This is a genomic window from Manganibacter manganicus (assembly GCF_002075885.1).
In the GTDB taxonomy this organism is placed as follows: domain Bacteria; phylum Pseudomonadota; class Alphaproteobacteria; order Rhizobiales; family Rhizobiaceae; genus Mesorhizobium; species Mesorhizobium manganicum.
Genome location: NZ_MDET01000003.1, coordinates 86235 through 112182 on the forward strand (window position 1 = coordinate 86235; position 25948 = coordinate 112182).

Genomic DNA, 25948 nt, shown 5'->3' on the forward strand with positions numbered 1-25948 from the left:
TATGAGTGACCAAGCCACCATCTCTGAAAACCTTCCAGCGCGCACGGGTGTCGATCCTCACCTGACGGCTGCACGGCGGCCAGCCAGCCTCGCTTCCATCATCGGCCGGATAGAACAGGCGATCGATGAGGAGACAGTAGGATTGCGCTCGGATCCGCACTTTGACCTCAGGGCATCAAACACGCGCAAGAGCCGCTGCCTCTATGAATTGAACCGCGCCATAAAAGGCGCAAATCTGGCAGAAATGGCGGTGGGACATCGGGAAAGCCTGACTCGCCTGCGCGAGAAACTAGCCAGGAACGAGGCCGCGATCCTCGCCCATCTCAGCGCGGTCGGCGAAGTGGCGGCGTTGCTCAAGAATGTCATCCAGACAGCCGAAGCCGACGGCACTTACTCAGCCAGCGAATGCGGGTGGGCGCAAGGTTGAATATGGCGGGCAGCGGATGATCAGGATCATCGTAGCGGCGCTGTGGATTTGTGCCGCAACCGTGGGAGCGGTCTTCTATTCGTTCCAGGCAGCGGGCGAAGCTGCGGACCAGCGGGCCGAGCCCCTTCTGGGCGGGTTGGATTATGTCAATACGAACATGATCTCGGTGCCTGTCGTGCGGGATGCACAGGTCAAAGGCTATTTCCTGACCAAGCTGGTTTATACCGTGGAGCCTGCCATACGAGCAAAGCTTTCGGTGCCGGCGGAAGCCTTGATAACGGACCAGGTCTATTCCTACCTCTATGCGAACCCGCAAATCGATCTGGCAAAAGATTCTCCAATCGACCTCGACACGTTTCGCAAGAACATTCGCGATTCAATCAACGTCCGGATCGGCGCGAAACTTGTCGACGATGTGCTGGTGGACCAGATCAATTTTCTGACCACAGATGAAATCCGCGACAACGCCATTCGCCGGCGCAATGCGCAAAGGGCAGATGCTGAAGTAAGAAATCAATCAGCAGGCGAATAACGCATCAAAGCGCTTCGTACGTTGATGACAGTGCCGGTTTGACTATATCTTGAGCATGAATAGCCAACAGTGCAGGGAAAGCCTCAGGATGGGAATTCAGGACGTCGCGAACAGGCTCAAGCCCCAGGTCGAAAGTGCTGGCTTCGATCGGTCAGTCAAATTCGACACAGGCGAGGACGGGGTCATTCTCATTGACGGCGCCAACATTTCGACCACCGATGGACCGGCCGATTGCACGATCAAACTTTCGCTCGACGATCTGGAATCCTTGCTGGCCGGCGACCTTAACCCGACCATGGCATTTATGCAGGGCAAGCTCAAGGTCGAAGGCGACATGTCGGTTGCGATGGCGCTCAGTCAGTTGATCGGCTGAGCGCCACGCATAGCCGCAGGTTCAGGCGGCGTGCGCGAACTTCGATGGGCTAGTTCGCCGACCGATTGCCCGCAAGGTACCGTGCGCACCATCGAGGGCGCCTTCAGCGATTTCCAGGGCCAGCAGGCGCGCCGGCTCATATGGGCCAGGCATGGACAGGCCGGAGGTCCGTGCCGCCGAAAAGCCGAAGCGCCCATAATAGAGCGCATCGCCGACAAGCAGGATAGCGCGATGGCCAAACCGCTGCGCCTCAATGATCGCACGACGCACAAGGGCGGAACCGATACCTTCACCCTTCAAAGCCGGATCGACCGCCAGCGGACCAAGCAGAAGCGCCGGCGCACCGTCTTCGCCCAGCCGAATGTTCCAAAGCCGCACCGTGCCAATGACCACGCCTCTGACATCGCGAGCGACGAACGCCAACCCTTCGGCCGGTTGGCGGCCGCGCCGCAATTTCTCCGATGACTTCCTCTTGCGTCCCGGCCCCATGGCGCGGTCGAGCAGCGCCTCGCGCGCCGGAACGTCTGCCATGGCTTCGAGAGTGATAACAAAGACCGGCTGTGCTGCTAGAGCTTCCGCATTTTGCATGTCCGCGATCCTTTACCAGCGGATGACCATTCCACGAGCAAAAACCGGGCGATGGCACAACACCGCCCAGGCCGATCTGAAGGCCGCAGCCTTCAGATCACGTAGGATCGCAGGGGCTCGAAGCCGTTGAAGGCGACCGCGGAATAGGTCGTCGTATAGGCCCCGGTACCCTCGATCAGCACCTCGTCGCCGATGGTCAGCGACAAGGGCAGCGGATAAGGCGACTTCTCATACATCACATCGGCCGAATCGCAGGTCGGACCGGCAAGTACGCAGGCGCCCTTCTCGTCGCCGTCCCGTTCGGTCAGGATCGGATAGCGAATCGCCTCGTCCATCGTCTCGGCCAATCCGCCGAACTTGCCGATGTCGAGGTAGACCCAGCGCACATTGTCATTGTCGGCCTTGCGCGAAATCAGAACGACTTCCGACTTGATGACACCGGCATTGCCCACCATTCCACGACCGGGTTCGATGATCGTCTCGGGAATGACGTTGCCGAAATGCTTGCTGAGCGCCTCGAAGATCGCCTGACCATAAACTTCCGCCGCCGGCACGTCGCGCAGATAACGGGTCGGGAAGCCGCCACCCATATTGACCATACGGAGCACGATGCCTTCTCCGGCGAGGGTCGAAAACACCTTCTTGGCGTCGCCCAAGGCACGATCCCAGGCCGAGAGATCAGTCTGCTGCGAGCCGACATGAAAGGACACGCCATAGGCATCGAGGCCAAGCGAAGCCGCATGGCGCAGCACATCCACGGCCATCGTCGGCACACAGCCGAACTTGCGTGACAGTGGCCATTCAGCCCCTTCGCCATCCGTCAGTACACGGCAGAAAACCTGCGCGCCCGGCGCAGCCCGTGCAATCTTCTCAACCTCTTCCACGCAATCGACGGCGAAAAGACGGATGCCGAGTTCATAGGCACGCGCGATATCGCGCTCCTTCTTGATCGTATTGCCGAAGGAGATGCGCTCAGCCGTGGCACCGGCATCGAGCGCCATTTCTATTTCGGCAACCGAAGCGGTATCGAAGGAAGAGCCCATGCGGGCCAGCAGGCGCAAAATCTCCGGCGCCGGATTGGCCTTGACGGCATAATAGATCTTCGACTGCGGCAGCGCCTTTTCGAAGGCGCGGAAATTCTCTGCGACAACGTCCAGATCGACGATGAGGCATGGCCCGGCCGGCCGCCGGCTGGCGAGGAAGTCGAGGACACGCTGGGTAGCCATCGGGTTTCTCCATCCGCGCCGATAAGGCGCGCGCAAGGGTTGCGTGGCGCGACAGTGTCACGCGAACACAAAATCAAACAAAGGCAAGACGACCAGTCATGATGCCGGCCGGTGGAAACCCGGAACCATGAAACGCCGTCTCGCGGCGATGAACCTTAGCCTTGCCCGGCATCGGTTCGCTTTGTCTGCCTTGGCTTGGATGGAGAACCCGTCCGCACTGCCGGCAATGAAGGTGTGCCTCTTTGAGTAACCCCGATCTTTGGACGACCGGAAGAGAACCAGAAAGGCCCGCACCGTCGTTGCTTCAAGGTGTCCTCGATTTCGCGGTTGGCCGCCAAACCGACTGGAGGGGTTAATTCCAGGTACCTTACCGATTGCCCTCGCCATTCGAGGATCGGCGGACACCCACAGGCACGTGCGACTTTGGGCAAGCGCGATATAAGGACAAGCTCTTTCACAATCAATTAAAATCGCCACCCGACTTGAAAAAAATGTCACAGGCAGCCAAAGCTGCGACATGGATACGCTTACCCGCATGCGCGCCTTCATTGATGTGGTTGAAGCGGAAGGATTTTCCGCCGCCGCGCGCAAGATCGGACGATCCAAGGCGCTGCTTTCCAAATATGTGCGCGAACTGGAAGACGAACTCGGTGCGCTGTTGTTGAACCGCACCACGCGCCAGTTTTCACTCACCGAGGCCGGTCATACCTATTATCAGCGGGCCTCCGAGATCGTGCGCGAAGTGGACAGCCTCTCGGATGCGGTGCGCGAATCGTCGAGTGACGTCCGCGGACGAATCAAGCTCTCTGCCCCGCGCACTTTTGCCGATGCCCCCATCGGCCAGTCTCTCATCGACTTCGCGAGAGAGCATCCCGACATCGTGCTCGATATCCGACTCGATGATCGCTTCGTCGATCTCGTGGAAGAAGGCTTCGATCTCGCCATCCGTATCTCCAGGCTGGAAAACTCCTCGCTCATCGCCAGACGGCTGGCGCCGTTTTCGATACGGTTATGCGGTTCGCCCGAACTTGTCGCCCGACATGGCATGCCGACCCGCCCGCAGGATCTGACACGCTTGCCATGTATCGTCGATACCAATGGCCGCTGGATGGCCAACTGGCCGTTTCGGGGCGAAGGTGAAGACACGATCAGCGTGGCCGTATCGGGACCGATAGAGGTCAACAGCCCCCTGGCCGCGCGCGCCGCTTCCGTCGCGGGGCTTGGTTTCGCGATGCTGCCTGATTTCATCGCGGCACCCGAACTTTCGAGCGGCCGCCTGCTCCCGGTGCTGGACGATCGCATCCTTCAGGGCAGCGGCATATTCGCGGTCTATCCGCATCGGCGCTACCTGCCTGCCAAGGTGCGTGTCTTTGTTGATTTTCTCGTTCAATGGTTCAAGACGCGCGAACCGGATTGATTCCTTAGATCGGGTCCCAATTTCGCCCGCTTTCTGGTGAGGTTCGGCCAATTCTGGAACGAATGGAATAGCAGCCAACATGCGCCAGACAAAAACGATCCTTCTGCTTGCCACTGCGCTGCCGCTTGTCGGCGTCTCAGCGCCAGTCGAGGCGCATCCGCATGTCTTCGCCGAGGCGCGCCTGGATGTCGTGCTGACAGCCGACCACAAGGCTGTGAAGTCACTGCGGCATCTGTGGCGGTTCGATGAACTCTTCTCCAGCACCGTATTGATGGAATTTGACAAGAATTCGGACCGCAAGCTCGACGATTCGGAATTGAAAGAGGTCGCCGACACGATCTTTTCCTCGCTTGCCGAGTACGACTATTTCCAACTCGTCACAGTGAACGGCAAGGAAATACGCATGAATGCGCCGCCGCATCTGGTGGCTGACATCACCGACAACCAACTTGTCGTGCTGTTCGAATCCGAACCGCCCGCGCCGATCGCACTCTCCGGCAAAATCGACTTCGGCGTCTATGATCCGACCTTCTATACCGCGATCGATTTCAGTGACGATGCCAACATGAGCGTGGAGGGACTGCCTCCAAATTGCACGCGCACCGTCATCCGGCCGAATCCTGACGAAGCAATCTCCGAGAACCAAAAAATGCTCACCGATGCCTTCTTCAATGATCCGACCGGCAATGATCTCAGCAAGATCTTTGCCACCAAGCTGGAACTAACCTGCCAATCGTGAAAGCCGCCCGATGAGAACGACACTTGCCTTGGCATTGAGTTTCGCGGCACTTGCACTGGCCCTTCATACGGCCACGTCCGCTTATGCCCAAAGTTCGCTCGGGATCGGCACCAACGACACCATGGGCGGGTCCACCGGGCTGTTCGCTCATCAGCTTCTGTGGATCAACCAGAAGCAGCAGGAGTTCTACCGGGCACTCGCCGATGCGATGAAGGCAATGCGGCAGGACGGAACCAAGCTGTGGCTGTTGATCGGCCTGTCTTTTCTCTACGGCATATTTCATGCCGCCGGTCCGGGCCACGGCAAGGCGGTAATCTCGTCCTATATGGTGGCGAACGAAGTCGCGCTGCGGCGCGGCATCCTGCTGTCATTTCTCTCGGCGCTGCTGCAATCGCTAACGGCGATTATCGTCATGCTTCTCGCCTATTTCGCGCTGCGCGGCACCAGCATCTCGATGACCGACGCCGCCCGATTCCTCGAAATCTGCAGCTATGTATTCGTCACGGTTTTCGGCGCATGGCTCCTATGGAAAAAGGCCGGCCGCTCACTGATACGTCTGCTCAGCGGTGCCCCTTTCTATGAACTGGCAACGGCGAATGCCGGCGACGGGCACCTTCACCATCAGAACCCTCCGGCGATCCATGCCCATAAGCACGATCACGCCCACGACCATCGCCATGATCATGGCCTCGGCGAAGTCTGCGAAACCTGCGGCCACAGCCATGCGCCCGATCCTGCCCTGCTTTCAGGTGATCGCTTCGACTGGCGCAGTGCCTGGGCGGCAGTGGTGGCGGTCGGCATCCGCCCATGCACCGGCGCGCTGATCGTGCTGTCCTTCGCCCTGCTCAATGGTCTTTGGCTGGGCGGCGTCCTGTCGGTCCTGGCGATGGGGATAGGCACGGCTATCACCGTCTCCATGCTGGCAACCATTGCCGTTACCGCAAAGGATTGGGCCGTGGTGCTGGCCGGCGAAGGACGGTTTGGCCACCGCATTCATTCAATCATCGAGATCGCTGGGGCGGCCTTCGTCTTTCTGTTCGGCGTCCTGCTTCTGTCGGCTAGCCTCAGCGCCTGATCGAACTATCCTTTATTCGGCAACCTTGCCGCCCAGTTCGTCGTCGATATGGGCGCGGATGATCTCGTCGAAACTCGTTTCGGCCTTGAAGCCGAGCTCGCGCGCGCGGCGTGCCTCGAAACGGGTGGGCCAGCCCTTGACGATTGCCCATATCGTCTCGTCGGGCTCTTCCCTGATCAGTTTCACCGTCTTCGATCCGGCGATTCGCTCCAACGCTTCGATTTGTTCCCCAACGGTTACCCCGACGCCGGGCATGGTGAGATTGCGACGCGGGCCAACCTTGTCGCCGTCGATCTCCGCTGCATGAACCAGGAAATTGACCGCCGAGCGCGGACTGGCATGCGTGTGAACCACCGAGCGCGGCACCGGGAGGATCGCCTCCTGCCCGGCGAGCGGTTCGCGAATGATGCCTGAAAAGAAGCCTGATGCAGCCTTGTTGGGGCGACCGGGCCGCACACAAATCGTCGGTAGTCTGATCCCGATACCATCGAAGACGCCGCGTCGTGTATAATCCGCCAGAAGGACCTCACCGACAAGTTTCTGGGAGCCGTAGGAGGTCAACGGGGTCAGATGGAAATCGTCCGGGATCACTTCCGGGAACGGCGCCCCGAATACGGCGATGGACGAGGTGAAGACGAGACGCGGCGCATAGCCGGCCAACCGCACCGCATCGAACAAAGCGCGCGTCCCATTTAGATTGACGCGATAACCCAATTCGAAATTGGCTTCGGCCTCGCCAGAGACGACGCCTGCCAGATGGAAGATCACATCGGGGCGCGCAGAAATCAATTTCTCACAAGCTCCGGCCTCTGCCAGATCGCCGGTATGTGCCATCACCTCGACGCCCTTCATATCCGGCGCCTGCGGCGGAACGATATCATGGAGGTCGAGCGCCTTGATCTGGCTGCCGCGCAACTGGCCGTCATGCGTCAGCCGTGCAATAAGCTTGCGACCGACCATGCCGGCCGCGCCCGTGATCAGAATTCGCATCTTATTGTCCCCTTCTACGCTGGGCGCGAGAGCGCAACCAGAACACCAAAAACAATGCAAAGATGAACAGGACTGCCACAAACGCGGCAAGAATGCCTGAAACTTTTCCGGCCGCCAGCATGATCGTCGGCAGATAGAAGGCGAACAAGCCAAACAGGATCATGATTGAAATGGCGGCGATTGCCGCATTTCTGGTGTCGCGGTTCATGCTTACGTCCCATATGGAAATACCAGCCCAACGGACCTAAGGCGGTCTTAGCTAAGACCTGCCGCTAATGATAGTGCCCCGAATGCAACTCGTCGCCATGGTCAAGAGTATGCGCATGTCCGCCGTGCTCATGTGAACCGTCGGCGCAGTGGCCGAATTCAGGCTCCACTGTCGCATGGTCGATATCGTGCTGGTCGGCCAAGCGCCGCTTGATTGCACAAACCGCCTGATGTGCATCCACGCCCTCATCGAGGCAGGCATGGAGCGTTGCCATATGGCGGCTGCCATCGAGCGACCAAACATGCATGTGGTGGACCTCACGCACGCCAGGCACGTTCTTCTCGATATCACGTGCAATATCGTCGCGATCGAGACGCGGGGGCGTCCCTTCCAGCAGCACATGCGCCGCATCGCGCATCAATCTCCAAGCCGTGGAAAGGATCAGTACGGCTACTAGAACTGATAGGATCGGATCGATGGGCGTCCAGCCGGTTACCAGTATAACCACCGCCGCGGCGATTGCCGCCACCGATCCCAACAGGTCGCCGAGAACATGCAGAATGGCGCCGCGCATGTTGAGACTTTCGCGGTCGCCACCATGCAGGATGAGAAAGCCGGCAATGTTGACCACCAAACCGATCCCAGCGACGCCGAGCATCGGTCCACCCAGAACGAGCGGTGGCGCCTGGAATCGTTTCCACGCCTCATAGACGATCAGCAGGGCAATCACGAAGATGGCGATGCCATTGGTATAGGCTACCAGCGTCTTCACGCGCCCGAATCCGTAAGTCAGTTGCGCTGTTGCCGGCCGCTCGCCAAGGTGGAAGGCATACCAGGCGAGCGCCAGCGCCAAGCAGTCCGTCAGCATATGGCCGGCATCCGCCAAAAGGGCGAGCGATCCGGTCAACCAACCGCCGAGTGCCTCGACCACCATGAAGCCGCCAGTGAGACAGGCGACAAGCAGCACCCGCTTCTTGTCGGAGGCCCCATGGAGACCGTGATCGTGCGAGTGGCCGGCATGATCGTGGCCGTCATCGTGATTGTGGGCATGGGTCATGAGACAGCCTTCCCTGTGGCGAAATAACCTTACGCCCCAATTACTTACGGAAATCTTCGAGGCGCATCTTCTGTTTGCCCTCGGTATCAAAATTGTCCGGAGCGAGCCAGCCCTCGTAAGCTTTTTTCAGCGCCGGCCATTCCCGGTCAATGATTGAAAACCAGGCCGTGTCACGGTTTTTGCCCTTGACCACCAGATGCTGGCGAAAGACGCCCTCTGGTCTGAACCCGAACCGCTGGGCCGAACGTCTGGAAGGCACATTGTCATTGTCGCATTTCCATTCATAGCGGCGATAGCCGAGTTCATCGAAAACATATTGCATGAACAGGAACTGCGCTTCGGTCGCTCCCGGCCGCCGGGACAGGCTAGGTCCCCAATAGACATTGCCGATCTCGATGACGCCGTGTTTGGGGTCGATACGCATCAGCGTCTGGCGCCCGACAGCCTTGCCGCTGGCCTTGTCGATCACTGCAAAGAAAAGCGGGTCCTGACTGGCTTCGGCATTGACCAGCCATGGCTGGAAAGCAGCACGACTTTGCGGCGGGTAATCAGGGAGCCAACAAAAGCGTTCATCGGCATCGGCTACTGAGGATGCTTCATAGAGGTCGTCACCATGCTTTTCGGCACTGAATGGCTCGAGCCGCACGAAACGCCCTTCCATCGCCTTGCGTTCGGGCCGCGGCCCCGGCTGCCAGTTTTTCAGTTCTTCCGGCACGGTCTTCTCCAATGTGTTTGACATTTCCGGCGGGACGTTCACAAAACAATTCCGGGCCCACAAGAACCACCGGATCCATAAAAATGCTCCACACAGTACCGGCTTTCGATCGCCTCGGGGAAGAAAACGCGTTCGCCGTTCTGGCGCGAGCGACAGCACTTGCCCATCAGGGGCGAGACATCATCAATCTCGGTATCGGCCAGCCGGATTTCCAAACGCCACCGCATATTGTCGAAGCGGCGATCAAGGCGCTGCGTGACGGTCATCACGGCTATACTCCTGCCAACGGTCTGCTGGCTCTGCGTGAAGCGGTGGCACGCCGCACGCTTTCCACAACCGGTATCGAGGTGTCACCCGAGAGTGTGATGATCCTGCCCGGCGGCAAGCCGACCATGTTCGCCGCCATTCTGATGTTCGGCGAACCCGGCGTCGAAATCCTTTATCCCGACCCCGGCTTCCCGATCTACCGTTCGATGATCGAGTTCACCGGCGCCACCCCCATACCCGTGCCAATCCGCGAAGAAAACGGCTTTGCCTTTTCGACCGAGGAAACGCTGGCGCTGATTACACCGAAAACGCGCCTGCTCATCCTGAATTCACCGGCGAACCCGACAGGTGGCGTTACGCCGCAAGATGAAATCGAAAAGCTGGTCAAAGGGTTGGAGGCGCACCCGCAGGTTGCCATCCTGTCCGACGAGATCTACGACGTCATGACCTATGACGGTGAAAAGCACACCTCGCTGCTGCGCTTTCCCGAAATCCGCGACCGTCTTGTGGTGCTTAATGGCTGGTCGAAGACTTGGGCGATGACCGGCTGGCGCATGGGTTGGTCGATCTGGCCGAACGGCGAAAAGAGCGCCGATCTCTATGATAAGATTCGCAAGCTGGCGGTCAATTGCTGGTCCTGCGTCAACGCCCCCACCCAGTTTGCCGGCATCGCGGCAATCGACGGCCCACAGGACGAGGTTGAAAAGATGATGCACGCCTTTGACCGCCGCCGCAAGGTTGTGGTGGAAGGGCTGAACGCGCTACCCGGCATCTCCTGCATCATCCCCAAGGGCGCCTTTTACGCCTTCCCCAACATCAGGGAGACAGGCTGGAAGGCCAAGAAACTCGCGTCGGCTCTACTGGACGACGCTGGTGTGGCGCTGATCGGCGGGCCGGACTTCGGCACACTCGGCGAAGGCTATATGCGGCTTTCCTACGCCAATTCGGAGGAAAACATCCTGCGCGCGCTGGAGAGGATCGAGCGGTTCCTGAAACGCTGAATACTTATCCTCTACCGACGAATGGCATCTTGGTCGCCATCACGGTCATGAACAACACATTCGCGTCCAGCGGCAGGCTTGCCATGTGAAGCACGGCATCGGCGACGCGTTGCACGTCCATCACCGCTTCCGGCGCGATCGTGCCATTCGCCTGCGGCACGCCGACCGTCATCGGCACGGCCATCTCGGTCAGTGCATTGCCGATGTCGATCTGGCCGCAGGCAATGTCAAACGGCCGGCCATCGAGCGCGAGCGTCTTGGTGAGGCCGGTAATCGCGTGCTTTGTCGCCGTATAGGGCACGGAGCCGGGCCGCGGTGCGTAAGCCGAAACCGAACCGTTGTTGACGATGCGCCCGCCCATCGGTTTCTGGTGCCGCATGATGCCAAAAGCTGCGCGCGCGCACAGAAACGAACCGGTCAGGTTGACCCCGACGACATCATTCCACACCTCGACAGGAATCTCATCGATCGGCGTCGATTTGTAACTCATGCCGGCATTGTTGAAGAGAAGGTCGAGATGGCCGAATTCGCGCGTGGTTTCGGCAAACAGGTGATCGACTTGGTTCGGCTTGGTAATATCGCATGCCACCGCCAGCGCCCTGCCTTCGGTCTTGCCGGCGGACGAGATGGCATCGTCGAGCAAGCGCTTGCGCCGGCCACACAATGCCACGTTCCATCCGGTCTTGAGCAGCGTAATGGCTACGCTCTTGCCCACACCGGTGCCTGCGCCGGTCACAATTGCGGTGTTCTGTGCTGCCATGACGATCTCTCCCGAAAAGAAGCCAGCCATCGCAAATGAAGCCGACCATGGCAAGCAGGCATCGCGCTTGCACACAAAAAGGGCGGTCATTGGCGACCGCCCCAATCTGGACCAGCCTGGGAGGAGGAAAGCCGATCCGACTATCTAAAATGATGCGCGCACTCGGTTAACAAAAGGTCAACGTGCGCACGGCCGCTTGGTTCGCGGCCTTTTGCTCAATCTGCCTTGGCACCGATATGTGGCCCGCTTCCCCTCACCTGCGCCAATTCGACCTGCTTTTGGCGCTCACGATAACGGGCGCGGTCGGCATCGCTACGCGCCTCGAAGCAATGCGGGCATGAAACGCCCTCGATAAAGTGCGGGGAAAGTCGTTCTTGCTTTGTGAGCGGCTGGCGGCACGCCCTGCATAACTGTGCCTCCCCCTCAGTTAATCCATGCGTGACGGAAACACGCTCATCGAAAACAAAGCATTCGCCTTGCCAAAGACTTTTTTCAGCCGGCACGTCCTCAAGATATTTCAATATCCCGCCTTTGAGATGAAACACGGCATTAAAGCCGGCGGCCTTGGCATAGGCTGTCGCCTTCTCGCAGCGTATGCCGCCGGTGCAGAACATCGCCAATTTCTTGTCTTTCAGCGCCGAACGGTTATCCTCAAGCCAAGCTGGAAAATCGCGAAAGCTCGCCGTTTCAGGATCGACCGCTCCCCGAAAAGTGCCGAGCGAAATCTCATAAGTATTGCGCGTATCGACGACGACCGTCTCAGGATCGGAAATCAGCGCATTCCATTCGGTCGGCTCGACATAGGTGCCGACACTTCGGGTTGGATCGATGCCTTTCACACCCATGGTGACGATTTCACGCTTCAGCCGCACCTTCATGCGATGGAATGGCATCGTGGTCGCACGGCTGAATTTTACTTCCAAGCCACTCAATTCGGGAATTGATTCCAGATATGCAATCAAATCGGCAATCGCCGCGTCGCTACCAGCTACGGTGCCGTTTATCCCCTCAGCGGCCAGAAGAAGCGTGCCCTTGATGCCGCGCTCATGGCAAAAGACGGCAAGAGGCGCACGCAACGCCTCAAAATTGTCTACGCGGGAGAAGCGGTAGAGAGCCGCGACCTGGAAGGATTGTTGTTGTTGGGTATTCATGCGCTTTCCGTAATGGTTAAAGGGCGTGGATACAAGAATTTGTCGGGTCGCAGCCGGACACAAGTTTTTATAATGTTTTCAGTGGCGTCCATGCGCGGCGCGGAAGGCCCATCCAAAAATTCATCCACGGCCCCAACGTGATAGGCGAGACTTCCTGGATACAGGAACGAGGCCCCAAAATGTTCGATGACAACGTTATCCATCAAATCTCCTCGGCAGCGCGCGCCGCCGGATTGGAACCGTCCTTGCTGCTCGCCATCGCCGATATCGAAAGCGCCGGCAATGTCTTTGCCCTTGTAAATGGCCGTAAAGAACCGCTTATTCGCTTCGAGGGCCACTATTTCGACCGCCGCCTGAACGAGCAGGATCGGGCGCTTGCCCGCGCCAAAGGCCTGGCCTCGCCGGTCGCCGGCGCCATCGCCAACCCGCCTTCCCAACAACAACGCTGGCGAATGTTGGAACAGGCGGCGGCGATTGATGCAAAAGCGGCCTATGAATCCACCTCCTGGGGGCTTGGACAGGTGATGGGCGCGCATTGGCAAATGTTGGGTTTTGTTGGAATCGAATCACTGGTGGCCGAAGCCCGCTCGGGCGCGCAAGGCCAAGCCCGGCTGATGGTGCTCTACATCGAAAAGACCGGCCTCGCCGACGCCTTGCGCGCGCACGACTGGGAAACCTTCGCGCGCGGCTATAACGGGCCGGGCTTCAGGCGCAACGATTACGACGCCAGGATCGCCGCCGCCTATCATTACTATGCGGACAGCGCGGCATCCGGCGGCACGCCCGCGCCGCGTGCTCCCCTGTTGCGGCGTGGCTCGAAAGGCGAAGCGGTGGCCGAACTCCAGCGGCGCCTTGCGACGTTGGGTTACGGCAGCGGCGCGGATGGCATGTATGGCCCGGCAACGGCCAAGATGGTGATGCGCTTCCAGACCGATCACGGGTTGGCCGCCGACGGCATTGCCGGGCCGCGAACCATGGACGCGCTGGAAAAGGCGCTTGCGCCGGGCGGCCTGCTCAAGCGGCTCTGGACAAGGCTTCGCGATTGGCTGAAATGATGATCGCGGCCGGCCACCGGCGCGGAATGGACTCGCCCTCCACCCTTTGTTAAATCGTTTGAATTCCGATCCGCCACCGAAAGACGAAAAATGCCCAGCAAGACCGAAAAACTCCTTTCGCTGCTCAACGGCCAGCCGGTCATCCCGGTCCTCAAGATCAACGACCCGGCACATGCAGCGCCGCTGGCATACGCATTGGCGCGCGGCGGCCTGCCGGTCATCGAGATCACCCTGCGCACGCCCGGCGCGCTGGAAGCGATCCGGCGCGTGATCGCGGAGGTTGAAGAGGCGATCGTCGGCGCCGGCACCATCCTCAACGCCGCACAATTCGAGGAAGCGGCAAGCGCCGGCGCGAAATTCATCGTCAGCCCCGGCCTGACGAAAGAATTGCTGACCGCCGCGGACGCCAGCCCCGTGCCGCTGCTGCCGGGCGCGATCACGCCGGGCGAGATCATGACCGCGCGCGAGGCCGGGCTCGATTTCCTGAAATTCTTCCCCGCCGAACAGGCCGGCGGCGCCGCCTTCCTGAAGGCCCTCGCCTCTCCGATTGCCGATGTGAAATTCTGCCCGACCGGCGGCGTGAGTTCCGGCAACGCCATGGATTACCTCAGCCTGCCCAATGTCGTGTGTGTCGGCGGCTCCTGGGTGGCGCCCGACGCGATGGTCAGGGAAGGCCGCTGGGATGAGATAGAGGCTCTTGCAAGGCAGGCGAGCGAACTAGTGGAGCGAATTTGACATTTGAGTCCCGGTTTGCATCGAGCGTCGTTTCAAATATCAAATTCAAAGCTCCATTAGAATCATATACTTGCTTGGTGGTTTTATGATTCAGACATTTGCCTGAGCGCCTTGCATGAGACGGATGCAAATGCCTGAATCAAACCACCAGGCAGGCGCTGGACCGCCCGGCCGGCGGGTGGATTTCAGGAATAGGTGATCGCAGCGGCGACCACCCCGGCAAGCGCCAGCAGCACGCCGGACAGGAACCATTTGAGCGTGACCCGATAAACCGGCACATTGTCGTCTTCCACCTGCAGCGAGCGCCACAGCGCGACAGACAGGCAGACTGCCGACAGGAAAATGGGCACCGTGGCGAGGAATGTCGGCAGCGTCCACTCGCCGGAAGCTTCCAGCCCCCAGAAACGCAGGAAATAAAGCGAAAAGCCCAGCATCACCGTTATGGCGGTAATCACGCCCTGACGGTAGCCGTTCGGAAGCGGCCGGTGGTTTTCCGCTGCTTCCGCAAATGGCGCTTCACTTGTTGGCTCGTCACCGTCCATGCGACCGCGCTCTTCAAATGCCCTGGCTATTCGGTCTGCCGAGGCCAATCGTCGAACAAAAAGGCTCCGCTGCATAGCCTAAAGCATTTTTCAGGCAGACGGAATCGTCTGGCGTCGCACTAATGCGGCTAAGGAAATCAAGCGAGTGCAGCGGGAACCACACTCGTCAGAACGCCCGCTGCTCTTATCCCGATAACCGTCCCCACTTTCGGGCGGCATGCTTTGGCTGTTGGCCGAAAACGGGTGGAAAGCAGAATGGCGGCTTCCGGATGTGTATGCCGTAAGTCTGCCATTCACCCAGCCAACGAGCTTCAGGAATTTTGCGCCAATTGCGGACATTTGGGTTAGATGCAGCACGGCTCCGCAACCGATAAAACAAGAGTGTCTCTAACGCACCCTTATAAGCCCGCAGATTCAATTACTATCGGTACCACAATGTACAATTATAATGCTGAATATACATCAATTACAATATATTTTATTTTGGCGAAATTAATGACTCGATCTTGGTTCTAGTACCATAGTCTTTGAAAAATCTATTGAAAGAGAAAGTTTCATTCATATTGCTCTTCACACATGATCGAACAGCCTCAATAGCCTCGTCAATCCGAGAGAGAGCATCATGTGAAAATTCATCTATGCCATCCCGATCGCAGATGCGGCGAACCGCAAAAAGAACGTGATAGGCACCATCAATAATGAACAGGTCTTCTTGGTCTACCTTCTCGTCCCTTCTCAGGCGGCGCTGCACGTCCTTCTTGAAAGCATCGATCTTTTTCAAAACCGCCAGCGGGATGAGCAGGTTTTCGGGCAAGAGGTCATCTGAGAAAACTGTCTCAAACAAGTCGCCAAAGACACGACCGCGATCTTTTTTCGCTACCTCTGGCATATCAAGGGCGTAAGCTAAATAAGCTTGGCCAGCCGTTTGAGCGTCGACTCGCTTTTCGCGTGGCTGGTCTGCAAACTGGCCCGTTTTCCGTTCATAAAAATAGCCTTTGGCAGCCAATGCCTCTTCAATTTTGCGCTGTACAAGAGAGTTCGCACGTAGATCACGGCTTTTAATTGGAGTTTGGCTATTCGTTGTCTCCGAAACCTTGTGCCCAACGGATTGCTCTTTCGCTTCAATTATTCTTACCAGTAATAAAACATCAGCCACTCGCTCAAGATCGCGCGCAGATGCTTCGAACAGCGCATTCGAAGTTTGACCTCCATTCACTATTTGCACGTCTTTCAACGAAACTACCGGAGCTCGAGCGCCCTTTGCATATGAGAACGATGAACACGTTATAGTGAGGCCATTGTTTAGATACCAAAACAGGTGCCGATCTTCAGATAGTGCCGTTGAAATTATCTCTTTATTAATATTATTGCGATTGGAAAGATAAACGCGAACATTCTCATCAAATATCGGCCTATAAACGGAGTCCTTATCATCTGGGTCAGAAATTAGTTTTACCAGCTCAGCCGTGTCGATTGTGCAAATCAGAGCTCGAACATTTCCGTCAGTTCTATCGTAGTAGTCTTTATCAATAATACGGATATCTCGATCAATCTTCGGGCGTTTTATCGAAAGAAAAAGATTTATGATTTCATCTAGGCCGTAGTGATTTTCGCCCACGCCATTCCACTTTTCAATGGCTTTCCGGAGCCGATTGCGCTCATCTGGCACCATCGGCAGCGTATTCGAACAAAAATGAACTTCAATGGCAGGATTTTTCTTGGCGAGACTCTGCCAAGCTTCCTTTACTTTCTCGAAAAGTATAGGATTGCAATTATTCTGCGATATATCTTTATCTAGTAAATCATTCAAAAATGAAAGTATTTTATCAATTTCGTTAGATGGAAAATTAGATTTTGATTTTATAAAGTCTTCAGTAAATTTTAATTGAAATACATGTATCGTGTTTTTACCATCACGATCATCAATAAATAAAGCGTCAACTCCTCGGTCTTGGCCGCCATCTGTTATCGAGTCGTATGCTTCCTCTTCAGTTATATCTAAAATTGACGCAACCATGAGAGGCATGAATGCTTTACTGGCGGTGTCGATGCCGAGCTCTGCGTCGATCCACTCATTAACCTTATGAGTCACCGTGCTAAAATCTATCAGTGTTGCCATTGCCGTCCCGCTAATTTCTTCATTGCTCACCTACCTCCTTGCAGGTTGTGCCGCAAGATGAGGCAAGTCCCTATGCCAAGTAGGTACCACGTTTATATGAAGTATGCTCGAACGGCAGCTTTCTTGTCACGGTTGCCACAAACTTGCCCGTCTCCAATCAACGTTCGAAAGCACTGGAACGCCAGCAGCCGCGAAACTCCCAATCAAGCGACAATTTGCGATCCGAATTCTGTGGTGGATATCAGGGATTGTACGGGGCGAGGTTGCGCAGAGGCACCCAGCCCTCATCGCCTGCTGCAGAGCGACACCAGGCCCAACCATGTGTTTCTTCGACAACGATCAGGATTTCGTTCCTGGCGCAGGTCAGTTCTGCGGCCGAATAATCTCGATTGGCGTGCCAACGCCCGCCTCTGTTTTCCACGATGGCGTCAGGCACCCACCCAACTTTGCCGTCCAGCCCTTCGGCCCAAAGCCATGTATGGCCATCCCATTCGTCGGCTTTCTCCGTCAGAATGACAGGATCACCGGCATTCACGCTGACCGGATCGGCATAGGAGGCGGAATGGCCTTCAATGACAATCACCTGCATGATCGCCTTTCCCGTCGCAAATTGCCAAACCGGCAACAACAGGCACCGCTTTCCGCGGCAAAACCGTAGCCAGGAACCAGCTATCTTTTTGCCGGGGAACGCACTCGCCTACTTGAAATGCGCCACCGAGAGGAATTTCACCGCTGAGCCGGTGAAGCGGCTGGAGTTGGCCACCTCGGCGTTCGGCTCGAAGCCGACCGTATAGACCTCTCTCGGCGGCGTGCGCACGAGGTTATACGCGAAACGCGGCGCCGTGGTGGAACCCTTGATCGTCGCCACATAGTCGGTGCTGTGCAAGGCCCAGCGCGCAACCTGCGGCGCCGCCGCCACGACGACCGCCCTGGCTTCCGGCCTGGCATCCGCCGCGCTTGCCCGCGCTTCCTTCGGCGTCGTCTTTGCCGACCCGGCAATGGCGGCCGAGTGACTGTCTGCGGAAGGCCGTTCGATGGATGCGAGTTTCGGCGACGCGGCGTCGATCCCCGACGGATCGCTGAAGACGGAGCGTTTGGCCGAAAGCGACGCGACGCCGGCTTGTTCCGCCGAGGCCTTTTCCAGAAGAGCCTTCACCTCGTCGGTGCCCGCTCTGTCGGATGCCCGGTTATCGGGCCGCGCGGATGGCAATGCGGAAAAAACGCCGCCGGTGAGCGAAGCCTGCTTCGGCGCTTCGGCCAGCGCCATCAAGACCGGCTTTTCAGATTGGGAGGCGACGGCCTGCGCCTCGTCGGGCCGCCAGCTTGGCAGCGGAGCCGGGCGCGCCTCGCTCGTTTCGGCATTTTCGAGCGCCTGTAGCGTGCTGGCGTCGGTCATGCCAAACGGAATGTCCTGTGGGGCGACCGGCGCGGCAGATGCAACCTGCACGGAAGCGGTCTTGATCGTTTCAGGCGCATTGGCATCGGCCATGCCGAAGGGGATATTTTCGGGTGTTTCGACACCGGTCTCGGCTTTCGGCCGCGGTGCGAAGCCCGGCAGCGGAATGTCGCCCGCCGGCAGCGCGGCGATGATGGTTTCGGGCGTGTCCTGTTCCGGCTGCGGAATCTCGACGCGGTTGGCATCCTGCGGCGCGACGATTGCGATGCGCGTCTCGCTCTTGGCCGGTTCCGGTTTGCTCGCCTTGGCTTTCGCCTTCGGCGCGGGTGCGGAAGCGACATCGGCATTGTCGTCCGCCTCGTCTTCGCCGCCGCCGAACAGGGCGGCCAACAGGCCATGCGACTTGCTGCTCGACCCGCCGGCGCTGGCCAGCGCAATCGCCGGCTCGCCATTGGCCTTGCGCGATTTATAGGCGGCGAGCGCCTGCTGATAGCCGGGCAACGGCTTGCCGTCGGACGGCACATGCAGCGTCTTGCCATTGGGGAACACGCGCACCAGTTCCTTGCGGCTGATGCCCGGCCAGTGGCGCACATTGCCGACGTCCATGTGAACGAAGGGCGAGCCGGAGGTCGGGTAATAACCGACGCCGCCGCCCTGCATTTTCAGGCCGATATCGCGCAGTTTCTTGAGCGGCACGCCGGGGATGTAGAAATCCATCGCCTTGCCGAGCACATGCTGGCTTTTCTTGGCCACGCCTCTGGAGCGGCTGCGCAGCATGGAATTGGTCTCGGGCGCGCGATAGCCGCAAATGATATTGATGTAGCCGGTGGCGCCGCTGGCCTTGTAGGCTTCCCACACCAGGTCCAGCAGCCGCGGGTCCGTCCTGACGGATTCGTTGCGGCGCCAGTCGCGCAGGATATGGTCGATCTTCTTCAGCCCGGCCTTGTCGTAGCGGCCGTTGCGCTTGTAGACGATCTCCGCCTTTTCGTGCGTGTGCAGATGATAGAGCTTCAGCGAGCGGACTTCGGCCTTGGCGACGGCCATGCTGGCGGCGAGAAACCCTATCGCGGCCAGGGCCGCCATCGGCCATCTGGGCCAGAGGTTCCGTTTAGAGGTCCGCCCGTTCTTGTGTCGTTCGATTCTGTTCAAATCAAATGGCCCTGCAGGCTGCCGTTTGTCCCCGGATTTGCCCAAACGGATGTGATCAATCTACATCCGACTATCGATCCTAATGGTTAATCCCACCTTATTGAAGTTGAATTACGGTAACATGGTGGCAACTTCCCGGCAAAAAATTGCCCCGCCCATCGTGGTAAATGATCGGTTTAGGCGCCCGGGGCGCTCAGGTTTCGGCGTCGATACCATATTCCTTGAGCTTGCGGTAGAGCGTGGAACGCCCGATCCCCAGCCGCCGCGCCACCTCGCTCATCTGGCCCTTGTAATGGGAGATGGAGAACCTGATCATGTCGAGCTCCAGCGCGGCAAGGGTGCGCACATTGCCGCGTTCGTCTAGCGCCTGAAACAGGCCGGAACGCGGCCGAACAGCGCCTGCCGCCTCGTCTCGTGCCGAGGGCTCCGGCTTCCGAGCGCCGGGCGCGTCGTCCGTGGCGCCGGCCTCGTTTGAACCGAGGTCAACCCTGCCTTCGACCTGCGCCCTGATCTGCGGGAATTCCGCTTCGCTCAGCACGTCGCCTTCGGCCAGCACGAGGGCACGGAACACCGCATTTTCAAGCTGCCTTATATTGCCCGGCCAATCATAGGCTTCGAGCATCGCCAGCGCCGGGCCGGCAATGCCGCGCACGCGCCGGGACGCGCCGCCCATGCCGACATGTTCGATGAAATGCCGGACAAGAGGCGCGATATCTTCCCGGCGCTCGCGCAAGGGCGGCACGAAAATCGGATAGACGTTGAGGCGGTAGAACAGGTCCTCGCGGAATTTTCCGTCCTTCACCTGCTGCAGAAGGTCGCGGTGGGTGGCCGAGATCAGACGTATGTCGACCTTGACGGTCTGGCGGGAGCCAACCGGATCGACCTCGCCGGACTGCACGGCGCGCAGGAGCTTGACCTGCACGTCGAGCGGCAGGTCGCCGATCTCGTCGAGGAAAAGCGTGCCGCCGTCAGCCTCGACGAACTTGCCGACATGCTTTTCCGTGGCGCCAGTGAAGGCGCCCTTTTCGTGGCCGAACAGGATCGATTCGACCAGATTGGCAGGGATGGCGCCGCAATTGACGGTCACGAACGGCTTTCGCCGGCGCTCGCTCTCGCCCTGAATGGCGCGGGCCACCAGTTCCTTGCCGACGCCGGACTCCCCTTCGATCAGGATCGGGATATCGGAAGCGGCGGCCTTCAGTCCCAGCCTCGTGACCTTGTCCATCCTGGGGCTGCGCGTCACCAAGTCGCGGAAGCCGGATGACGCCGGGGCGTCCCCTCGGGAGCGTCTCACCTCTCCCCCGGCCGCCGCGACCTTCAGCGCCTTGGCGATCGCGTTGCGCAATCTGTCCGGCGAGGCGGGTTTGACGACGAAATCGAAGGCGCCGTGACGCATCGCCTGCACGACGGTTTCGATGCTTCCGTGCGACGTCTGGACGATGACGGGAATGACGAAGGCGCGCTCGCGCATCGCCTTGAGCACGCCGATGCCATCGAGGCCGGGCATGGCGAGATCGAGGATCATAGCCGAGAACGCCCCGTCGGGAGCCTTCTCCAAGGCAACCAATGCGGCCGCCCCTCCGTCCAGAACGACAGTCCGGTGGCCGAATTTCGTCAAAACCCCTTCGAGCAACCGCCGCTGCACCGGATCGTCATCGACTATGAGAATGGAACCTGTCATGTGTGCCCGAAACGACGTTCCGCCTGTTTTGCCCTATGGATCATCTTGGCACAGGATTCTAAACAAGCTTTCAAAAAAGCCGGTGAACGAAATCCATAGGATTTGACCGGCTTTCGCTCGGAAAGGACATTGCAATGCCCGCAGCTTCGGCCAACCAGCACGCAACCGCATCCACGCCAGGGCAGCGGGCCGCTCCGGGCGATCTGCCGGAATGGAACCTGGCCGACCTCTACCCGGCCATGGATGCGCCGGAACTCAAGCGCGACATCGACAAAGCTATGGCGGACTCGGCCGCCTTCGAGGCGCGATGGAAAGGCCAATTGGGTGATGAGGCCGCCCGCGCCGAGCAGGGAAGACTGGGCACGGCGCTGCGCGCCTATGAGGCGCTGGAAGAACTGATCGGCCGCATCGTTTCCTATGCCGGGCTGGTCTATGCCGGCGACACCTCCGATCCCAGGCGTGCCAAGCTTTACGGCGATATCCAGGAGAAGATGACGGACGCCAGTTCCCATCTTTTGTTTTTCGCGCTCGAACTCAACCAGATCGAAGATGCGACCATCGAGAAGGCCCTCGAAGCCGATCCAGTCTTCGGTCATTACCGTCCTTGGGTGATCGATCTCAGGAAGGACAAACCGCACCAGCTCGACGACCGCATCGAGCAATTGTTCCACGAAAAGTCGATCACCGGGCGCGGCGCGTGGAACCGCCTGTTCGACGAGACGATGACCGACCTGCGCTTCACCGTCGATGGCGAGGAACTGACACTGGAGCCGACACTGAACCGGTTGCAGGATCAGGATGGCGAAGTACGCCGCAAGGCATCCGAGGCGCTCGCGGCAACCTTCTCGGAAAACCTGCGCACGTTCACGCTGATCACCAATACGCTGGCCAAGGATCTGGAGATTTCCAACCGCTGGCGCGGCTTTCAGGATATCGCCGATTCCCGCCATCTGGCGAATCGCGTCGAGCCGGAGGTCGTGAACGCGCTGACGGCTGCCGTTCACGACGCCTATCCTCGCCTATCGCACCGCTACTATCGGATGAAGGCCCGCTGGCTCGGCATGAAGCAGATGAACCACTGGGATCGTAACGCGCCGTTGCCCGAAACGCCGAAAGCGACAATCCCCTGGGACACCGCGAAGGACACCGTGCTTTCGGCCTATCACCGTTTTTCGCCTCAGATGGCGGACATTGCCCGTACCTTTTTCGACCGGCGCTGGATCGACGCTTCGGTGCGGCCCGGCAAGTCGCCCGGAGCCTTCGCCCATCCAACCGTGCCGTCGGTGCATCCTTACGTGCTTCTGAACTATATGGGCAAGCCGCGCGACGTGATGACGCTGGCCCATGAACTCGGCCACGGCGTGCATCAGGTGCTGGCCGGCGGCCAGGGCGCGCTGATGGCATCGACGCCGCTGACGCTCGCCGAAACGGCCTCGGTGTTCGGCGAGATGCTGACCTTCCGTTCCCTGCTCGATGCCAGCACCGACCGGCGTGAGCGCAAGGCGATGCTCGCCCAGAAGGTCGAGGACATGATCAACACGGTGGTGCGCCAAATCGCCTTCTACGAGTTCGAGCGCAAGGTCCACACGGAGCGCCGCAACGGCGAGCTCACCGCCGACCGGCTGGGCGAGTTCTGGCTGGAGGTGCAGGCCGAAAGCCTCGGCCCGGCGATCAAGCTGCGCGAAGGCTACGAGACCTTCTGGACCTATATCCCGCACTTCATCCATTCACCGTTCTATGTCTATGCCTATGCCTTCGGCGACTGCCTGGTGAACTCGCTCTACGCGGTTTACCAGAATGCCGAGCGCGGCTTTCAGGACAAGTATTTCGACATGCTGAAGGCCGGCGGCACCAAGCATCACACCGAACTCTTGAAGCCTTTCGGATTGAATGCTTCCGACCCCGCATTCTGGCAGATCGGTCTCGGCGTCATCTCCGGCCTGATCGACGAACTGGAAGAACTGGATTGATTTCTGCGCCTGACGCCCCCTTCATTCTCCTGCGCGACGACCTCGCCGGCAGCGAAGCTCTGTTCGAGCGGCCGGCGGAGATAATCGTTGCCGACAGCGCGGAAAGTTTCGAGCCGGCATTGGCCGCCGCGCAGGCCGCCCATGACACCGGCAAATGGCTGGCAGGCTATTTCTCCTACGAGGCCGGCTATCTGCTGGAGGACAAGCTCAAGCCACGCCTGCCGGAAGGCCGGCGCGCGCCGCTCGTCTGCCTCGGCGTCTTCGACAAACCCGTGCTGCGCGCAATCGCCTCGGCGGGCCGTCCCGCCACCAACGGCCCGATCTTCGACGCACGCGCAACTTGGTCGTTCCAGGATTATGAACGGCGCTTCGCACGCCTGCACCGGCATCTGCGCGAGGGCGACTGCTATCAGGGCAATCTGACGTTTCCGGTCCATGCGCACTGGTCGGGCCAACCGCTCGCCGCGTTCGACGCGCTGACGGAGCGCCAGCCGGTGCGCTATGGTGCGCTGGTCGATCTCGGCGGACCCGTCGTCCTGTCGCGCTCGCCGGAACTCTTCTTTGAGGTGGACAGGCAAGGCTGGATCGAAACGCATCCGATGAAGGGCACCGCGCCGCGCGGCGCGACCCCACAAGAAGACGAGCGGCTGAAGGAATTCCTGCGCAACGACGAGAAGAACCAGGCGGAGAACCGCATGATCGTCGATCTCTTGCGCAACGACATATCGCTGATCAGCGAGGTGGGCACGCTCGACGTACCGGAGCTTTTCCGCATCGAAAGCTATCCGACCGTGCATCAGATGGTCAGCCGGGTGAGGGCAAAGCTCCTGCCCGACCTCTCGATCCGCCGCATCCTTGCCGCCCTTTTCCCTTGCGGCTCGATCACCGGTGCGCCGAAAATCCGCGCCATGGAAATCCTGCGCGAACTGGAAGGTAAGCCGCGCGACGTCTATTGCGGCGCCATCGGCTGGATCGCTCCGGACAAGCGCATGCGCTTTTCGGTGGCCATCCGCACCATCTCGCTCTTTCGCGATGGGGAAGCGGTCTACAATGTCGGCGGCGGCATCGTCTTCGATTCTACCGCCAGTGAGGAGTATCAGGAGTGTCTGCTGAAGGCGCGCTTCGCAACGGGAACGTCCCCGGCTTCGAGTTGATCGAGACACTGCGCTGGCAGCCCGATACGGGATTCCTACGCGGCGATCTTCACCTGGCACGGCTGGCTGCCTCGGCCGGCGCGCTCGGCTTCAGCCACGACCCGGATCGGATTGGCACGGCATTGCATGACGCCATCGTCGGCTCTAACGAGCCGCAGCGCGTCCGGTTGACGCTGGCACGCGACGGCGCCGCGCAATGCTCGGCTCAGCCTTTCCAGCCGCTCCCCGCAGGCACGGTCTGGCGCTTGAAACCGGCCAGGGCGCGACTGGATTCGGCCAATCCGCTTCTGTGCCACAAGACAAGCAGGCGCGAGATCTTTGCGCAGGCGCGCGCCGAATACCCGCCGGATGCAGCCGACGAGGTGTTGCTTGCCAATGAGCGGGGCGAGATTTGCGAGGGCAGTTTCACCAATCTGTTCGCCGATTTCGGCGATGGCCTGCTTGCCACTCCGCCGCTCGATTGCGGACTTCTACCAGGTATTCTGCGCGCCGAACTGCTTCGGCAAGGCAAAGCACGCGAGGAAATCCTCACTCTCGATCGGCTGAACACAGCCAGGGCGCTTTATGTCGGCAATTCGCTGCGCGGCCTGATTTTAGCACGGCTGGTCTAAGCGGCAGAGATTGCAGCCGAGACGGCGCTGCGATATCGCCTTGGCCAAACAAATGAGACGACAGTTTACCATGCCGGGACAAACGCCCATCCACACGCCCTATGACGGCTCGTCCAAGCCTTTCACCATCGGCCTGAGCCCTCTCGATCTCAAAGACTGGATCGAGGTGGATGAAAATCTCCTGCCGCATCTGGCCGAAAAGCAGCGGCTTTACTCCGAAATTCCCACCGACATCTTCGTCGAGAAAAACGAGACGCGCGATGCACAGCGCGAAGTGCTCGGCCTGATCGAGTCGCATCTGGCGGAGACCTGTCCCCGGACGCACCGCCGCAAAGGCGACCGCGTTGCAGTGATCGGCTTCGACGACGACAATATCGCTCTCCCCGATGCACCACTGGCCAAGGCCTCGATGCTGGTTCAGGAAGATTTGATCCTGATGCGGCGCCATAACGATGGCTGGCGCCTTGACGCCGGCGCGCTCTGCTTTCCTTCGTCCTGGTCGCTCACCGAAAAATTCGGCCGCCCCTTGCAGGAAATTCATATTCCGATCCCCGGCTTCGGCCCCGGCACGCGGCCCGACATCCTGATCGAACGCATGTTCGACAAGCTTCAGGTGGAGCAGCCGGTGCAGCGTTACAACTGGTCGATGCAGGCGGGCGATGCGCTTTACCTGCCGCTTTCGAACAGCCAACGCGATATCCGCGCCACTGAGCGACCTTCCAATTATCCGGATGGCGACATCAACGCCCATGCGTTCATCCGCGTCGAACGCCAGACATTGAGGAAACTTCCCACGTCGCAGGATATCCTGTTCACCATCCGCATTCACCTCGATCCGCTGCGGACCCTGGAGAAACATCCCGAGCGGGCGCGGATCGCCGCCTCCTTCGCCACCCAACTCGAGGCATTGGACGAGGCCCAACTCGACTATAAGGGCCTGACCGCCGACCGCGATGCGCTGGTCGCGTTTCTCAGGCAAGCAGCCGTACAGGCGTAGCCAATTTCGCCTT

Annotated in this window: 26 protein-coding genes; 13 read left to right on the plus strand and 13 right to left on the minus strand. The window is 59.4% G+C overall.

Translation table 11 applies throughout. From position 1 onward, the window contains the following. Position 1: 1 nt before the first annotated feature. The 3 genes from BFN67_RS03310 to BFN67_RS03320 all read left to right on the plus strand — a co-directional run bounded on the left by BFN67_RS03310 (position 2) and on the right by BFN67_RS03320 (position 1332). Positions 2–427 carry a hypothetical protein gene (locus tag BFN67_RS03310; protein ID WP_080918185.1) on the plus strand — a complete coding sequence of 142 codons (426 nt, stop codon included), beginning with the start codon at positions 2–4 and terminating at the stop codon, positions 425–427. Between the two features lie 16 nt (positions 428–443). Then, positions 444–959: a hypothetical protein gene (locus tag BFN67_RS03315; RefSeq protein ID WP_080918186.1), complete on the plus strand. Its 516-nt coding sequence runs from the start codon at positions 444–446 to the stop codon at positions 957–959. An 88-nt stretch (positions 960–1047) separates the two neighbouring features. Beyond that, positions 1048–1332 (plus strand): SCP2 sterol-binding domain-containing protein, encoded by a 285-nt coding sequence (locus tag BFN67_RS03320; RefSeq protein ID WP_080918187.1) that lies wholly within the window; start codon positions 1048–1050, stop codon positions 1330–1332. Between the two features lie 21 nt (positions 1333–1353). Here BFN67_RS03320 and BFN67_RS03325 read toward each other — a convergent pair whose 3' ends face one another. Both BFN67_RS03325 and odc2 read right to left on the minus strand, forming a co-directional pair. Further along, positions 1354–1920 (minus strand): GNAT family N-acetyltransferase, encoded by a 567-nt coding sequence (locus BFN67_RS03325; protein WP_080918188.1) that lies wholly within the window; start codon positions 1918–1920, stop codon positions 1354–1356. Between the two features lie 92 nt (positions 1921–2012). Beyond that, positions 2013–3146, minus strand: coding sequence for an ornithine/lysine decarboxylase (gene odc2 / locus BFN67_RS03330; protein ID WP_080918189.1), 1134 nt, complete (start codon positions 3144–3146; stop codon positions 2013–2015). Between the two features lie 517 nt (positions 3147–3663). Between odc2 and BFN67_RS03335 the strand changes: the two genes are divergently transcribed. The 3 genes from BFN67_RS03335 (at position 3664) to BFN67_RS03345 (ending at position 6377) form a co-directional block, all read left to right on the plus strand. Beyond that, positions 3664–4563 (plus strand): LysR family transcriptional regulator, encoded by a 900-nt coding sequence (locus BFN67_RS03335; RefSeq protein WP_080918190.1) that lies wholly within the window; start codon positions 3664–3666, stop codon positions 4561–4563. A 79-nt stretch (positions 4564–4642) separates the two neighbouring features. Then, on the plus strand, positions 4643–5302 hold the full coding sequence (locus BFN67_RS03340) for a DUF1007 family protein (protein WP_080918191.1): 660 nt from the start codon (positions 4643–4645) through the stop codon (positions 5300–5302). Positions 5303–5312: 10 nt separating this feature from the next. Then, the gene (locus BFN67_RS03345; RefSeq protein WP_080918192.1) at positions 5313–6377 is read left to right on the plus strand and encodes a nickel/cobalt transporter; all 1065 of its coding nucleotides are present in this window, start codon (positions 5313–5315) and stop codon (positions 6375–6377) included. 12 nt (positions 6378–6389) lie between these two features. On the opposite strand, the gene denD is transcribed toward BFN67_RS03345, so the two are convergent. The 4 genes from denD to BFN67_RS03365 form a co-directional block, all read right to left on the minus strand. Then, positions 6390–7367, minus strand: coding sequence for a D-erythronate dehydrogenase (gene denD / locus BFN67_RS03350; RefSeq protein ID WP_080918193.1), 978 nt, complete (start codon positions 7365–7367; stop codon positions 6390–6392). A gap of 1 nt (position 7368) precedes the next feature. Beyond that, positions 7369–7575, minus strand: a complete 207-nt coding sequence (locus BFN67_RS03355) for a hypothetical protein (RefSeq protein WP_080918194.1) — start codon at positions 7573–7575, stop codon at positions 7369–7371. A gap of 64 nt (positions 7576–7639) precedes the next feature. Then, positions 7640–8632, minus strand: coding sequence for a cation diffusion facilitator family transporter (locus tag BFN67_RS03360; RefSeq protein ID WP_080918195.1), 993 nt, complete (start codon positions 8630–8632; stop codon positions 7640–7642). A gap of 40 nt (positions 8633–8672) precedes the next feature. Beyond that, positions 8673–9371: a GNAT family N-acetyltransferase gene (locus tag BFN67_RS03365; protein WP_245295143.1), complete on the minus strand. Its 699-nt coding sequence runs from the start codon at positions 9369–9371 to the stop codon at positions 8673–8675. 59 nt (positions 9372–9430) lie between these two features. Here BFN67_RS03365 and BFN67_RS03370 point away from each other — a divergent pair, with 59 nt between their 5' ends. Continuing rightward, positions 9431–10615 (plus strand): pyridoxal phosphate-dependent aminotransferase, encoded by a 1185-nt coding sequence (locus BFN67_RS03370; protein ID WP_080918196.1) that lies wholly within the window; start codon positions 9431–9433, stop codon positions 10613–10615. A gap of 4 nt (positions 10616–10619) precedes the next feature. Here the strand turns inward: BFN67_RS03370 and BFN67_RS03375 are convergent, their stop codons facing one another. Continuing rightward, positions 10620–11375 (minus strand): SDR family oxidoreductase, encoded by a 756-nt coding sequence (locus BFN67_RS03375; protein ID WP_080918244.1) that lies wholly within the window; start codon positions 11373–11375, stop codon positions 10620–10622. A 215-nt stretch (positions 11376–11590) separates the two neighbouring features. Further along, the gene (gene trhO, locus BFN67_RS03380) at positions 11591–12526 is read right to left on the minus strand and encodes an oxygen-dependent tRNA uridine(34) hydroxylase TrhO (protein ID WP_080918197.1); all 936 of its coding nucleotides are present in this window, start codon (positions 12524–12526) and stop codon (positions 11591–11593) included. A 179-nt stretch (positions 12527–12705) separates the two neighbouring features. On the opposite strand from trhO, the gene BFN67_RS03385 reads away from it, so the two are divergent. After that, on the plus strand, positions 12706–13581 hold the full coding sequence (locus tag BFN67_RS03385; protein WP_080918198.1) for an N-acetylmuramidase domain-containing protein: 876 nt from the start codon (positions 12706–12708) through the stop codon (positions 13579–13581). Between the two features lie 90 nt (positions 13582–13671). Continuing rightward, complete coding sequence (locus BFN67_RS03390; protein ID WP_080918199.1) at positions 13672–14316, plus strand: 2-dehydro-3-deoxy-phosphogluconate aldolase; 645 nt, start codon at positions 13672–13674, stop codon at positions 14314–14316. A gap of 185 nt (positions 14317–14501) precedes the next feature. Here the strand turns inward: BFN67_RS03390 and BFN67_RS03395 are convergent, their stop codons facing one another. The 5 genes from BFN67_RS03395 to BFN67_RS03415 form a co-directional block, all read right to left on the minus strand. After that, positions 14502–14858 carry a hypothetical protein gene (locus tag BFN67_RS03395; protein WP_080918200.1) on the minus strand — a complete coding sequence of 119 codons (357 nt, stop codon included), beginning with the start codon at positions 14856–14858 and terminating at the stop codon, positions 14502–14504. Positions 14859–15336: 478 nt separating this feature from the next. Next, a complete protein-coding gene (locus BFN67_RS03400) occupies positions 15337–17007 on the minus strand; it encodes an AIPR family protein (protein ID WP_204842118.1) in 1671 nt (556 codons plus the stop codon). Positions 17008–17218: 211 nt separating this feature from the next. Then, a complete protein-coding gene (locus BFN67_RS03405; protein ID WP_080918245.1) occupies positions 17219–17566 on the minus strand; it encodes an SH3 domain-containing protein in 348 nt (115 codons plus the stop codon). A gap of 108 nt (positions 17567–17674) precedes the next feature. Beyond that, positions 17675–19456 carry a peptidoglycan L,D-endopeptidase MepK gene (locus BFN67_RS03410; protein ID WP_080918202.1) on the minus strand — a complete coding sequence of 594 codons (1782 nt, stop codon included), beginning with the start codon at positions 19454–19456 and terminating at the stop codon, positions 17675–17677. A 259-nt stretch (positions 19457–19715) separates the two neighbouring features. Continuing rightward, entirely contained in the window at positions 19716–21203 is a 1488-nt protein-coding gene (locus BFN67_RS03415; protein WP_080918203.1) for a sigma-54-dependent transcriptional regulator, read from the minus strand. A gap of 134 nt (positions 21204–21337) precedes the next feature. Between BFN67_RS03415 and BFN67_RS03420 the strand changes: the two genes are divergently transcribed. From BFN67_RS03420 to BFN67_RS03435, 4 genes are read left to right on the plus strand one after another with little or no spacing between them, the layout of a single operon-like run. Further along, positions 21338–23173, plus strand: a complete 1836-nt coding sequence (locus BFN67_RS03420; protein WP_080918204.1) for a M3 family oligoendopeptidase — start codon at positions 21338–21340, stop codon at positions 23171–23173. Positions 23174–23196: 23 nt separating this feature from the next. Then, positions 23197–24327, plus strand: a complete 1131-nt coding sequence (locus BFN67_RS03425; protein ID WP_139789016.1) for an aminodeoxychorismate synthase component I — start codon at positions 23197–23199, stop codon at positions 24325–24327. Then, positions 24276–24938, plus strand: coding sequence for an aminotransferase class IV family protein (locus BFN67_RS03430; protein WP_080918247.1), 663 nt, complete (start codon positions 24276–24278; stop codon positions 24936–24938). The genes BFN67_RS03425 and BFN67_RS03430 overlap by 52 nt, the downstream gene beginning before the upstream one ends. A 52-nt stretch (positions 24939–24990) precedes the next feature. Then, positions 24991–25935 carry a heme-dependent oxidative N-demethylase family protein gene (locus tag BFN67_RS03435; RefSeq protein WP_245295144.1) on the plus strand — a complete coding sequence of 315 codons (945 nt, stop codon included), beginning with the start codon at positions 24991–24993 and terminating at the stop codon, positions 25933–25935. Positions 25936–25948 lie beyond the last annotated feature (13 nt).